The sequence below is a fragment of the Leisingera sp. F5 genome (assembly GCF_001593695.1).
Genome location: NZ_LUKH01000016.1, coordinates 105,234 through 118,381, shown reverse-complemented (window position 1 = coordinate 118,381; position 13,148 = coordinate 105,234). Strand labels below are relative to the sequence as shown.

General features: G+C 64.5%; 11 protein-coding genes. 6 read left to right on the top strand and 5 right to left on the bottom strand.

Annotated elements, in window-relative coordinates; all coding sequences use genetic code 11:
* The coding region (locus A2I95_RS13330; RefSeq protein ID WP_291730309.1) for a LamG-like jellyroll fold domain-containing protein at window positions 1-687 on the bottom strand (687 nt) is incomplete at its 3' end.
* Window positions 688-1,173: 486 nt separating this feature from the next.
* On the opposite strand from A2I95_RS13330, the gene A2I95_RS13325 reads away from it, so the two are divergent.
* Window positions 1,174-3,714, top strand: a complete 2,541-nt coding sequence (locus A2I95_RS13325) for an AMP-binding protein (protein ID WP_291730308.1) — start codon at window positions 1,174-1,176, stop codon at window positions 3,712-3,714.
* On the opposite strand, the gene A2I95_RS13320 is transcribed toward A2I95_RS13325, so the two are convergent.
* From A2I95_RS13320 to A2I95_RS13310, 3 genes are all read right to left on the bottom strand, one after another.
* Window positions 3,711-4,919, bottom strand: a complete 1,209-nt coding sequence (locus A2I95_RS13320; protein ID WP_291730307.1) for a pyridoxal phosphate-dependent aminotransferase — start codon at window positions 4,917-4,919, stop codon at window positions 3,711-3,713. The two genes, A2I95_RS13325 and A2I95_RS13320, sit on opposite strands and share 4 nt — an antisense overlap.
* Window positions 4,920-5,123: 204 nt before the next feature.
* Complete coding sequence (locus tag A2I95_RS13315) at window positions 5,124-6,011, bottom strand: LysR substrate-binding domain-containing protein (RefSeq protein ID WP_291730306.1); 888 nt, start codon at window positions 6,009-6,011, stop codon at window positions 5,124-5,126.
* A 1-nt stretch (window position 6,012) separates the two neighbouring features.
* Window positions 6,013-6,903, bottom strand: a complete 891-nt coding sequence (locus A2I95_RS13310; protein WP_291730305.1) for a LysR substrate-binding domain-containing protein — start codon at window positions 6,901-6,903, stop codon at window positions 6,013-6,015.
* Window positions 6,904-7,056: 153 nt separating this feature from the next.
* On the opposite strand from A2I95_RS13310, the gene A2I95_RS13305 reads away from it, so the two are divergent.
* Both A2I95_RS13305 and A2I95_RS13300 read left to right on the top strand, forming a co-directional pair.
* Window positions 7,057-8,559, top strand: a complete 1,503-nt coding sequence (locus tag A2I95_RS13305; protein WP_291730304.1) for an aldehyde dehydrogenase family protein — start codon at window positions 7,057-7,059, stop codon at window positions 8,557-8,559.
* The gene (locus A2I95_RS13300) at window positions 8,549-9,820 is read left to right on the top strand and encodes an FAD-binding oxidoreductase (protein ID WP_291730303.1); all 1,272 of its coding nucleotides are present in this window, start codon (window positions 8,549-8,551) and stop codon (window positions 9,818-9,820) included. The genes A2I95_RS13305 and A2I95_RS13300 overlap by 11 nt, the downstream gene beginning before the upstream one ends.
* Before the next feature lie 31 nt (window positions 9,821-9,851).
* On the opposite strand, the gene A2I95_RS13295 is transcribed toward A2I95_RS13300, so the two are convergent.
* Complete coding sequence (locus A2I95_RS13295) at window positions 9,852-10,925, bottom strand: zinc ABC transporter substrate-binding protein (protein WP_291730302.1); 1,074 nt, start codon at window positions 10,923-10,925, stop codon at window positions 9,852-9,854.
* Between the two features lie 112 nt (window positions 10,926-11,037).
* Here A2I95_RS13295 and A2I95_RS13290 point away from each other — a divergent pair, with 112 nt between their 5' ends.
* Genes A2I95_RS13290 through A2I95_RS13280 form a run of 3 tightly spaced genes read left to right on the top strand, consistent with a single transcriptional unit; the run spans window position 11,038 to window position 13,072 of the window.
* Entirely contained in the window at window positions 11,038-11,520 is a 483-nt protein-coding gene (locus tag A2I95_RS13290; RefSeq protein WP_291730301.1) for a Fur family transcriptional regulator, read from the top strand.
* Entirely contained in the window at window positions 11,517-12,269 is a 753-nt protein-coding gene (locus A2I95_RS13285; RefSeq protein ID WP_291730300.1) for a metal ABC transporter ATP-binding protein, read from the top strand. The genes A2I95_RS13290 and A2I95_RS13285 overlap by 4 nt, the downstream gene beginning before the upstream one ends.
* The gene (locus tag A2I95_RS13280) at window positions 12,266-13,072 is read left to right on the top strand and encodes a metal ABC transporter permease (protein ID WP_291730299.1); all 807 of its coding nucleotides are present in this window, start codon (window positions 12,266-12,268) and stop codon (window positions 13,070-13,072) included. Before A2I95_RS13285 ends, A2I95_RS13280 begins: the two co-directional genes overlap by 4 nt.
* The last annotated feature ends 76 nt before the right edge of the window (window positions 13,073-13,148 follow it).

Genomic DNA, 13,148 nt, shown 5'->3' with positions numbered 1-13,148 from the left:
GTGATGGGTCACGCCGTAGTCCGACAGGATTTCCAGGAAAGTATCGCTGGCGCCATGCAGCTGGCCAAAGGCCGGGGCCAGATCCTCCATCATTGCATCCATTTTGGCACCCGTGGCGGTGCCGGCCGCCTCGGCCAGCGCCATCTGGCTGCTTTCACCCAGCTGGCTGTCAAAGATCCGCACATCGCTGATGGTGCCCTTGAACAGCGAATGCGCCGCATCGTCCTGATCGCTGCGCCAGGCCCGGCTGCCGCCGATCACTAGGGAATGGCCGTTGTCTTCCAGACCCTGCTTGAACCCGGGCTCAGCCGCAACCAGCGCGCCATCCAGCCAGATCATCAGCCCGTCCGCGCCGAAGCTGACCGAGATCTGATAGGTCTGCTGCGCCGTAAGCACCAGATCCGGGACTTTCAGGTATTCCGTTTCGCCGCTGCCGGACTGGGTGGCGACCAGGGTGCCGTCCTTGACCCATAGCGTGAAATCCCCCGCCCCGGCGCCGCTGCCATCCTTGGACACCAGCGCCATCTCGCCGGGCAGACGGTCCAGCGAAAAGCTCAGCGACACCGTCGCCGCGTCCAGCGCAAGAGTGTTTGAATGATTGATGCTGAGAAAGTCGTCCCGGCTGCCTGTATACTCTCTGGTTTTCAGCTTCGAAAAAACCGGATCCGGAAACGTTGTATTTGCCACGCTTAGGGTCCTCCTTGCTATGGCTATTGTTGGTTGAAACATACTGCTCAAGCCTGAGTCTATCGTGACCGGAATTAGGCATTCCAAGCCTTTTACCAGCATGGGCAAGATCTTGCCCGCATCGACTAAGAGATTGAAATCATGGTTAAGAACCGGGCCCAAACGACCTGCCGCCCGGCTGATTGCGGCAAAAATGAGGCAAAAACTTAGCGGCCCTTGCCGGAATGTGGCTTTTCAGGCCAAAGGCGCGTCCATCTTGCGGCGGAACCATGACCGTCTGCCGGCCCGGTCTTTGGCGCACGGTGTGAACAAATCTTGGAATTAGTGAAGACAGCAAACCGTATCTGCATGCGCGTGCACTCGTCATTTGCCGCAGTCAATGTTCAAACCAGTTTCGCAACCGGAGCCGATCCGGCTACGGGCCGCCGACCAATAATTGACAAAATTAGTAAATTAAATTACCCGCCGCGCTCGAAGGAGTTGCGGATGTTCTATGACCTGGCCAAATTGCGTGCGTTTGCCGGCAATCCTTGCCTGATTGCGGCCGACGGAACCGAGCTGACGTATGCTGCGCTGGCTGACGCCGCAGCGCAGTTCGGCAAATCGCTGCCGCAAGACCGGCGGCTGATTGCGATTGAAGCCGCATCCGATCCCAAAGCCATTATCGCCTATGCCGGCGCCTTGGCTGCAGGCCATGCCGTGATGCCGCTGCCGGCAGCGGACTCCGCCACCGCTGCCCGACTGGAGGAGCGCTTCCGCCCGGCCGCCAGCTTCCGGCGCATCGGCGGAATCTGGAGGTTGCTGGCGCACGCGCATGAACCCGCCGATATCCATCCGGACCTTGCACTGCTGCTGCAAACCTCCGGCAGCACCGGCCACGGCCGCGGGGTCCGCCTGTCCGCAACGGCTGTGAACACCAACGCCAGCGCCATCGCCCGGTATCTGGAGATCCAGCCCGAAGACCGCGCCGCACTGATCCTGCCGCTGCATTACTCCTATGGCTTGTCGGTGCTGCATTCGCATCTTGCCGCCGGTGCCAGCCTCTGGCTTGCGCCCGGCTCGGTGCTGGAACCCGGTTTTGACACCGCACTTGAGGCCTCCGGCGCCACCAGCCTGGCCGGCGTGCCGCATCACTTCCGCCTGCTGGACAGTGCAGGCCTTGCCCATGCGCTGCCGGAGCACATCAAAACCCTCACCGTTGCAGGCGGCGCCATGGAGCCGGAGCAGGTCCGCACCTGGGCCGCCCGGATGCAGGCCCGGGCCGGCCGTTTGGTTGTGATGTACGGGCAGACCGAGGCCACCGCGCGGATCAGCTACCTGCCGCCGGAGCTGGCACAGGACAATCCCGGCGCGGCCGGATGCGCCGTTCCCGGTGGCCGCCTGCTGCTGCGCTCGGCCTCGGGCGCAGAAATCACCACCCCTGAGGGCGAAGGCGAGCTGATCTACCAGGGCCCGAACGTGATGATGGGCTATGCCGAAGGCAGCGCCGATCTGGCCAAGGGCGCCGAACTCAGCGAGCTGGCCACCGGTGATCTGGCCCGGCGCGATGCAAACGGGCTCTACCACATCACCGGGCGGCTTTCGCGGATGTCCAAGATCGCCGGCCTGCGCATTGGCCATGACGCCATCGAACGCGCCTTGGCCGCCCAGGGGCATGAGGCCGCGGTCTGGGGCGACGATGCCCGCATCTCGATTGCCGTCTGCGGGGCAGAGGACGGCATCGCTGCGCTGGCCGCCAAGATGACCGGCATCGGCCAGCAGCATTTCAACGTCTTTCCGCGCAAGTCGCTGCCGCGGCGTGCCAATGGCAAAATCGACTATCCGGCGCTGAAGGCGCTATCGGTGCAGCGCAAACCTGCCAGAAATGTGCTGGCAGCCTTTCAGGCCGCCTTTGCGCCGCAGACCGTGGGCCGAAACGATAGTTTTGCCGCGCTCGGCGGCGATTCCCTGCGCCATGTGGAACTGTCCCTGGCCCTGGACGAAGCCCTTGGCGGCGCCCCGGCCGGCTGGGAAGACATGCCGATCAGCGATCTGGAGCAATCCGCCCCGGCCCCCGGCGCCAGCCTGCCCTTCGACCTGGTGGCGCGGGTGGCTGCCATCCTCGCGGTGGTGGTGGCCCATCAGACCCTTTGGCCGGTCTATGGCGGCGCTGCCGCTATGGTGATCCTGATGGGAATGAGCGTCGCAGGCTTCCGCTGGGAGGCGCTAAGATCCGGTGACATGCGCAGTTTCTTAAAACCAGTGGCCGCGGTGCTGATCCCCTATTACCTGATCCTCGCAGGCTATGCCGCGGCCTGGGAGCAGGTGCCCTGGGTCTCGGTCTTTCTGGCCGGCAATTTTGCCCTGACCATTCCTGAAACCCATCTGATGCTGCCGTATTTGTACTGGTTCATCGAGGCCTACCTGCAGATAACCCTTTTGGTGGCGCTGCCCTTTGCCCTGCCGCCCCTGCGCCGCTGGCTTGCGATCCAGGGCGCTTTCCGGACCGGCCTGTGTTTTCTGGCGTTTGCCGTGGCAATCCGCCTGATAGCACCCGAGGTCTGGCAAATCGGCGGACGGGCGCAGTTCACCGTGCCGTGGGTCTTCTACCTGTTTGCCTTGGGATGGTGCATCACTGCCGCGGGTACGCTGGCGCAACGGCTGCAGGTGCTGGCCGCAGCCTGCGTAATCATGCCTGCGGCGGCCTATCTTGGCGGCAACTGGTACGGCGGCTGGATCAAATACATGTGGCTGCTGGCGCTGATTGCCGGGCTGCTGTTCGTCACCCGCCTGCCGATGCCGCGTTTTGCGGCCCGCCCGCTGATGCGGCTGGCGCAGGCCGCCTTCCCGATCTACCTGCTGCACCGCTTCGTGCCGGAACTGCTGATGCCGATGATCGGGCTGGAGGGCCGCAGCCCGCTGAACGACGCGCTGGCAATCTTCGGCGGTCTCGCCCTGGGTCTTGCCGCCGCCGCCCTGCAGCGCCAGCTGATGCAGGCTTGGACCAATGCCCGGAACCGCCGCCAGCCGGCGGTGGCACAGGCCTAAACCAACGCCGCTGCCGCACCGGCAATCCGGCTCAGCGCCTCGCGCAATTCCGCCTCGGACGTCGCATAGGAAATCCGGAAATAGGGCGAGATGCCAAAGGCCCGGCCCGGCACCACTGCCACATGGTGCTGATCCAGCAGATAGGCGCAGAAATCCGCGTCCGTCTCCAGCACAGCCCCCTGCGGCGTTCGCTTGCCCAGCACCCCGGCGCAATTGGCAAAGGTGTAGAACGCGCCCTCCGGCACCGGGCAATCAATGCCGTCGATACCGTTCAGCGCTTCCACCACAAGGTCGCGCCGCGCCTGAAAGCCGGCCCGCCGCTCTGCCAGCACCTCCTGCGGCCCGTTCAATGCCGCCACCGCTGCCGCCTGCGAAATCGAGGACGGGTGCGAAGTCGATTGCGACTGCACCACTTTCATCGCATCAATCAGCGCCTTCGGCCCGCCCGCATAGCCCAGCCGCCAGCCCGTCATCGCATAGGCCTTGGAGACGCCATTGACGGTCAGCACCCGCTCCTTCAGCCGCGGCTCCACCTGCGCAGGCGTGGCAAATTCAAACCCGCCATAGGTGATGTGCTCATACATATCATCCGCCATCAGCCAGACATCCGGGTGCCGCAGCAGCACCTCCAGCAGGGGGTGGTAGTCACTGGCGCTGTAGCCGGCGCCTGCCGGGTTCGAGGGGGAGTTCAGCAGCAGCCAGCGGGTACGCGGGGTGATCGCCGCCTCCAGCTTTTCCGCGGTCAGCCGGAATCCCGTGTCGTCACCGCAGGGCACCAGTACCGGCTCGCCGCCTGCGATGCGGATGATGTCGGAGTAGGAGGTCCAGTAAGGCGTGGGCACAATCACCTCATCACCGGGGTTAAGGCTGGCCATGAAGGCATCAAACAGGATTTCCTTGGCACCGGTACCAGCAATGATTTCATCCAGCGCATAGTCCAGCCCGTTGTCGCGCCGGAACTTCGCCTGGATCGCCTGCCGCAGCACCAGCGTCCCGCCGAGCGGGGTGTATTTGGTCTCCCCCGCCCGCATCGCGGCCACGGCGGCGTTCTTGATGTGGTCCGGCGTGTCGAAATCCGGCTCTCCGGCGCCAAGGATGATCACCGGCGCGCCCTGGCGCTTCATCTCTGCCGCCTTGGCGCCGATGGTCAGGATTTCGGAGACCTCAAGCGGGTCAAGACGGGCGGCGCGGCGGAATTGGGCCATGGCGGAGGCTCCCTGCTGGATCTGCTTCGCCAGCATGAAGCAAATGCTGCACTTCGGAAAACCGGCACTTTGCGACACAACCCATTCCGGTTTGGCATTGGTCCCGTTTCTGCCACAAAGGGCTGTGCCTGCCTGGGTAGGTGCGAATGCACCTGCCGGGGGGGCAGGCAGGTGCAGCCCGGCCTATCGGCCGGGTAACAGGTCTCAATCACACTTTGTTCGCAGTTGCTTCTTCAGCCACCGTTCAAACTTCTGCACCGCTTCCGGCACCGGTCCATGCGGGCGCACCAGGTAATAGCGCTTGCGCGAAACCAGCGCAGGCCCGGGAATCCGCTTCAGATCCCCAGCGGCAATCTCCCGCGCCACCATGTCAAAGGGCACAATCGCCGCCCCCAGCCCTGCCGCCGCTGCCGCAATCACCATCGAATGCTGATCGAAATAGCGCCCGTCCTGCCGCGGCGCGCCTGCCAGCCCGGCCCGCTCAAACCACTCCGCCCAGGACCCCGCCCGGCTGTCCAGGTGCAACAGCGGCGCCTGCGCCAGGTTGGCCGCCAGCTCCAGCTGATGCGCGGCATAAAACCCCGGCGCGCAAACCGGCACCATCTCCTCGCCGAACAATGGCGCCATATGGGTGCCCGGCCAGTTGTCCAGCCCGTAGTGCACCGCCAGATCAAAGTTTTCGCGGGCAAAATCAAACGGCTCCAGCCGGGTGGAGAAACTCAGCTCCACCTCCGGATGGCGGGCAAAGAAATCCGGCAGCCGCGGGATCAGCCACAGGTTGGCAAAAGCCGGCAGCACCGCGATCCGCAAGGCCGAGCGGCCCGCACCGGCAGCAGCAGCCTTTTGCAGCGTCGCCCGCAAACCTGCCAGATCCAGCTCCAGATCTGCAGCCAGCCCCTGCCCTGCGGGCGTCAGCACCACACCCCGTCCCGAACGCTGGAACAGGTCGAAGCCCAGATCCGCTTCCAGTTCCTTTACCTTTTTGCTGACGGCGCTTTGCGTGAGGCCCAGCTCCTCCCCCGCAGCGGTGAAGCTTTGATGCCGTGCAGCGCTCTCAAAGCAGCGCAGATGGGTCAGGCCTGGCAAGCGCATCTCAACCCTCCCCCAGCTGCGACAGCAGCCACTCGCGGAATTTGATCAGCGGATACTCCTCTGCCTGATCCGCAGGCCAGACCAGAAAATACTCACCCAGACTCACCGCCGCTCCCTCCATCGCCAGCGCCAAACGGCCTTGCGCAATTTCATTCTCCGCCAGGAAATCAGGCAGCAAGGCCACGCCCAGCCCATGCACCGCCCCCTGCGTCATCGCGGAAGACTGGTCAAACAGCATCCCCCGCAGCTTGGCAGCCGGCACATCATGCAGGTGAAACCACTGCTCCCAGCAATCGGGATGGGTCTCCAGATGCAGCAGCGGATAGTTCAACAGGTCTGCAGGCGAGGAAACCGGCCCCGCCATCAGCCCCGGCGCGCAGACCGGCAGCACATGTTTCGGCATCAAAGACAGATACGCCACCCCTGGCCAGTCCCGCGTGCCATAATGGATCGCCGCCTGCGCCGTACCGGCCTCAAAACTGAACGGCAGATTATGCGTATGCAGGTTCACCGTGATGCCGGGATGGGAGGCGGCAAACTCTTTCAGCCGCGGCGCCAGCCAGTGCAGGCCGAATGACGGCAGGATCGACAGGGTGAAACTGCCCCCGTCCGGATTGGCCCGCAGCTTGACCGAGGCCTGCGCCAGCCGGGTCAGGATCGCCCTGGCCTCCTTGGCAAATCCGGTCCCCGCCGGCGTCAGCTGCATCCGCATCTGGTCGCGGGCAATCAGATCCACCTCCATCTGCTCTTCCAGCTGCTTCAGCTGGCGGCTGATGGCGCTTTGCGTCAGCGACAGGTCCTCTGCCGCGGCCGAGGCGCTGCCCAACCGGTCCACCGCCTCCAGGGCCAGCAGCGAGGGGATCGAGGGCAGGAAACGGCGCGGCGCAATCATATGATGTTAACTCATGGGTTCAGGATTTAGTTTCAATAGCAATCCGGGCCGGGTGGTGCAAATCCTATATCAGACAAACGCCCGGCGGGACATTTGCGAAATTCACCCTAAAGTTTTGCTCATGACCTGCCCTCGCATCAAAAGGACACCGATATGCCCCATTCCGATATCCTCGCCGCTGCCGGCCTGACCCAAGCCGAACTCACCGGCGGCAGCCTTTCTGTCACTACGCCTGTGGACGGCAGCGAAATCGCCCGGCTGAAAACCCACACCGCGGCTGAGGCCGAAGCACAAATTACTGCGGCCAAAGCCGCCTTCAAATCCTGGCGTCTGGTCCCCGCCCCGCGCCGCGGCGAACTCGTCCGCCTGCTGGGCGAGGAACTCCGCCGCGAAAAGGAAAACCTGGGCCGCCTCGTCACCCTGGAATGCGGCAAGATCTACCAGGAAGGCCTGGGCGAAGTGCAGGAGATGATCGACATCTGCGACTTTGCCGTCGGCCTCTCGCGCCAGCTATACGGTCTCACCATCGCGTCTGAGCGCCCCGGCCACGCGATGCGCGAAAGCTGGCATCCGATGGGCACCTGCGGCATCATCACCGCCTTCAACTTCCCCGTCGCCCCGTGGTGCTGGAACGCAGCGCTGGCGCTGGTCTGCGGCGATCCGGTGATCTGGAAACCGTCGGAGAAGACCCCGCTCACCGCCCTCGCCGTGCAGAAAATCTGCGACCGCGCCATGGCGGCATTCGGCGAAGATGCGCCGCAAGGCCTGATCCAGGTGCTGATCGGCGAGCGCGATCTGGGCGTGGTGCTGACCGCCTCCAAGGACGTTGCCATCATCTCCGCCACCGGCTCGGTGCCAATGGGCAAGGCGGTAGCGGCGGATATGTCGAAACGCCTGGGCCGCACTATTCTGGAGCTTGGCGGCAACAACGCGATGATCGTGGCCCCCTCTGCCGATCTGGAAATGGCCCTGCGCGCCATTGTGTTCTCTGCCGTCGGCACCGCCGGTCAGCGCTGCACCAGCCTGCGCCGCCTGATCGTGCATGAAGACATCTATGACTCGCTGATCCCGCGCCTGATCAAGGCCTACGCGGGCCTGCCCATCGGCGATCCGCTGGCGGACAGCACCCTGGTCGGCCCGCTGATCGACCGCAACGCACTGGACGCCATGACCAGCGCGCTGCAGCGTGCACAAAGCGAAGGCGGCACCGTGCATGGCGGCAGCCAAACCTTGACGGACACCTACAGGGATGCCGCCTATGTGCATCCGGCCATCGTCGAGATGCCCGCCCAGACCACGATCATGCACACCGAAACCTTCGCCCCGATCCTCTATGTGGTGAAATACAGCGATCTGGACCAAGCCATTGAAATGCAGAATGAAGTACCGCAGGGCCTGTCATCCTGCATCTTCTCGACGGACGTGCGCGAATGCGAATATTTCCTCTCGGCAGCGGGCTCGGACTGCGGTATTGCCAATGTGAACATCGGTCCCTCCGGCGCTGAAATCGGCGGCGCTTTCGGGGGCGAGAAAGAGACGGGCGGCGGCCGCGAAAGCGGTTCCGACGCCTGGAAAGGATACATGCGCCGGCAGACCAACACGGTGAATTATTCACGCGAGCTGCCGCTTGCACAGGGGATCAAGTTTGACATCTGATCTGGCGTCCTGCCTCTGGCACCAAACCTGCCAGGAAAATCCAGCCTTCCCGGAATTCACCGGGGAGGCAGAGGCAGACCTCGTCGTAATCGGCGGCGGCTACACCGGCTGCTCTGCCGCGCTGAAGGCCGCGGAAACGGGCGCCTCGGTCCGTCTGATTGAGGCAGACGAAATCGGCAGCGGCGGCTCAGGCCGCAACGTGGGGCTGGCAAACGCCGGCCTCTGGCTGCCGCCCGAAGACATCAACGCCGAACTGGGCACGGAAACCGGCAGCCGCCTCTCCCAGCTTCTGGGCTCCGCACCGCAGATGGTGTTTTCGCTGATCAAAAAACACGCCATCCAGTGCGAACCCGAACGCAACGGCACCCTGCACTGCGCCCATGCCCCTTCCGGCTTGAAAGACCTGCAGCGCCGCCACGCCCAGCTCACCGCCATTGGCGCGCCGGTGGAGATGCTCTCCCGCGACGAAGCCGTTGCGCGCACAGGTTCAGATACCGTGCATGGTGCCCTGTTCGATCCGCGCGCCGGCACCATCCAGCCACTGGCCTATGCGCGCGGCCTCGCCCGCGCCGCCGCCGCTGCAGGCGCGCAGCTGCACAGCCAGTCCCCGGCCAGCGCCATCAGCCGCGAGGGCAGCAGCTGGCATGTGGCAACCCCCAAGGGCAGCATCCGCGCCAAACACCTGATCATGGCCACCAATGCCTATGCCCGCGACATCTCCGGCTATGACGCGCCACAAGTGATCCCGGTGCATTACTTCCAGGCCGCCACCGATCCGCTGCCTCCCGCCCTGCTCGAAAAACTTCTGCCAAAGAAAGAAGGCTGCTGGGACACCGCGCTGGTGATGTCCTCTTGGCGGCTGGATCAGGCCGGGCGGCTGGTGATCGGCGGCATGGGTGCGCTCAACCATTTCGGCAGTACCCTGCACCGCAACTGGCTGCCCCGCAAACTGGCCGCGCTTTACCCCGAATTGAAAGACGCGACGCTGCACAGCCATTGGCACGGCCGTATTGCCATGACCACCGAACACCTGCCCAAGATCATTGACCTGAACGGCGGCCTCGCCTGTTTCGGCTACTCAGGCCGCGGCATCGGCCCCGGCACTCTGTTCGGCACCGCAATGGCCGAGGCAGTTCTGACAGGCGACCAATCCTGCCTGCCGGTCCCGCCCGCGAAAAGCCACGCGATCCCCTTCGCAGGCTTGCGCAGCGCCTATTACGAAACCGGCGCCACGCTCACCCACCTGATCAGCGACAGATGAAAAAGGCGGGCCGCACCGGCCCGCCCGCCCCTCATTCGCAGCCGGCAATCGCCGCGCCGATATCCTGCAGCAGCGCCGGGTAGAACTGCGGCCCTGCCTCCAGCTTGGCGCCCAGCGGATCCAGCACCGCGGTGCCCGCTCCGGTGCCATCCAGCACCGTGGCGACCATGCCCGGGTTGAACTGCGGCTCCGAGAAGACGCAGGCCACCTTCAGATCCGCCACCACATCACGCACTTCGGCAATCCGCGCCGGGCTTGGCTTGGAGGCATCACCGATCGAGATTGCCCCGGCGGCATTCAATCCAAATCCGCGCTCGAAATACTGATAGGCATCGTGGAACACGATGAATTGTTTGCCCTGGAACGGCTCCAGCGCAGCCGAAACGCTGGCAACAGTGTCCGCAATCTCCTGCTTTCCGGCTTCGGCATTGGCCTTGTAAGCGGCGGCATTGCCGGGGTCATGCTCTGCCAGCTCCTCCGCGATCACATCCAGCCAAGCCTGAGCATTGGCCGGCAGCAGCCAGGCATGCGGGTCGGCACCGTCATGGTGATGTCCATGGGCATCAGCATGATCACCGTGATCGCTGTGGCCATCCCCTTCAGCATGGTCTTCATGAGCCTCATGATCGTCGTGATCATCATGGCCCTCAGCATGCTCTGCATGACCGTGATCATCATGATCTTCACGCGCATCGTGACCGTCATGATCCGCATGATCCTCTTCATCGCCATCATGCGCATGCGCCTCAAACCGCGCGCCCTCACGGAAAGGCATCACCACCGTGCCTTCAGCCTCCAGCAGTTCTACCCGGTGTGCGTCGCTGGCCAGCTCCTCCAGCGGCCCTTCCAACCACGGAGTCAACGCCTCACCCAGCCAGAACACCACATCCGCCTGATCCAGCGCGCGCGCCTCCGAGGGGCGCATCGAATAGCCGTGCGGCGAGGCACCCGGCGGCACCACAAGGGCCGGTTCGCCCAGGCCCTGCATCACCCGCGCCACCAGCCCGTGCACCGGCGTGATATCCGCCGCCACACGCGGCACCTCCGCCCAGGCCGTCCCGGTTCCCGCCAGCAAGGCCAGTACCGCCGATCCACTTCTCCACATGCCGGAATTCCGCATATCACGCCTCATGTAATCTTATAACATCACGCGGTTGATAAACGTCATAACATAACATATCAAGAGGCAAATCAGTCTCCGCCCAAAGGACCCCGCAATGGACTCCATCGGTTTTGAACCGCATGATCACAGCAGCTGCATTCACGATTGCATCGCAGCGGTGGACGCCCAGTGCCGGACGGCCGGGCTGCAATTCACCCCTGTGCGCCGGCGGGTGCTGGAGATCCTGCTGCAGGAACACCGCGCGCTTGGGGCCTATGAAATCCTTGACCGGCTGCGCGAAGAAGGCCTCGGCTCGCAGCCGCCGGTCGCCTACCGGGCTTTGGATTTCCTGGTGAAAAACGGCTTTGCCCATAAGATCGAACGCCTGAATGCCTTCATTGCCTGCACCCATCCCGGCGAGCATCACGCGCCGGTCTTCCTGATCTGCCGCGCCTGCGATGCGGTGGCTGAATCGCAGCGGGAGCCGACCCAGGGTCAGCTCGGCCAAGCCGCCCGCGAGGCGGGATTTGTCATCGAACGCGCGGTGATCGAGGCCGAGGGCCTATGCCCCAAATGCCAGCACGCGGGCGCTGCATGAGCCTGATTTCCCTCGAACACCTGACGGTCTCTTATGGCGGAAAGACAGTGCTGTCCGGCGTCAACCTGGCCATTGAATCCGGCGAGATCGTCACCGTGGTCGGCCCCAACGGGTCCGGTAAATCCACCCTTCTGCGCAGCGTGATCGGCGCGCTGAAACCCTCGCGCGGTGCGGTCAACCGCGCGCCCGGCCTGCGCATCGGTTATGTACCGCAGAAACTGCACATCGACCCGACCCTGCCGCTGACCGTGCGCCGGTTCCTCAGCCTGCCCGCGCGGGTATCCGACGCCCGCGCGTCCGAGGCGCTGGAGCAAGCCGGCGCCGGCGATCTGGCGGCCCGGCAGATGTCCGCCCTGTCGGGCGGTCAGTTCCAACGGGTTCTGCTAGCGCGTGCCCTGCTGACCGATCCGCAACTGCTGATCCTCGATGAAGCCACCCAAGGCCTGGACCAGCCCGGCTCCGCCGCCTTTTACCAGCGCATCGAGAAGGTCCGGCAAGAGGTCGGCTGTGCGGTGCTGATGGTCAGCCACGAACTGCATGTGGTGATGGCGGCCTCGGACCGGGTGATCTGCCTCAACGGCCATGTCTGTTGCGAAGGCGCGCCCGAACATGTCGCCTCGGCACCGGAATACCGCGCCCTGTTCGGCACCGGCACCCAGGGCGCGCTGGCGCTCTACCGGCACGAGCACAATCACAGCCATGATCAAGATTGCAATCATGACCATCATCATCACGAGGCCGCGGAATGACCCTGCTCGACGATTTCCTGATCCGCGCAGCCCTTGCCGGCATCGGCGTAGCGCTGGCCGCGGCACCTTTGGGCTGTTTCGTGGTCTGGCGGCGGATGGCCTATTTCGGCGATGCCACGGCGCATGCGTCGATCCTGGGCGTGGCGCTGGCGCTCAGCTTTGATGTGTCGGTCTTTGCCGGCGTGCTGGCCACAGCGCTGGCCATGGCCACCACTGTGTCGGCCCTGGCCGGGCGCGGCTTTGCGATGGACACGCTGTTGGGCGTGCTGGCGCATTCCTCGCTGGCTTTCGGCCTGGTCGCGGTGTCTTTCCTGCAGGGCGTGCGGATTGATCTGATGGCCTATCTGTTTGGCGACATCCTGGCGGTGGGGCGCAGCGATCTGGCGGTGATCTGGGGCGGCGCAGCTCTGGTTCTGGCGCTGCTCTGGTGGCGCTGGTCCGCGCTGCTGACCGCCACGCTGAACCCGGATCTGGCCCATGCAGCGGGCATTGATCCCCGGCGCGAACAGATGGTGCTGACACTTGCCCTGGCCCTGGTGGTGGCGGTTGCCATCAAGGTGGTCGGAGTTTTGCTGATTGCCGCCATGCTGCTGATCCCAGCTGCGGCCGCCCGCCCCTTTGCCGCAACGCCAGAGCGGATGGCGGTGATTGCCGCGCTGCTGGGGATGCTGGCGGCCTCTGGCGGGCTGCAGCTGGCGTTTGTGTTCGACACCCCCGCCGGTCCCAGCATCGTTTGCCTGGCGGCGGCTCTCTTTGCCGCGTCCAGCCTGGCCGGCCTGGTGCTGCAGCGGCATCGCGGCTGACCGCCGCCAGTGACAGCAAAGAGCTTTAGTCCGGGCAATAGCCCATAAGCCGGGCCTGCCTGCGGCAACACCCTTT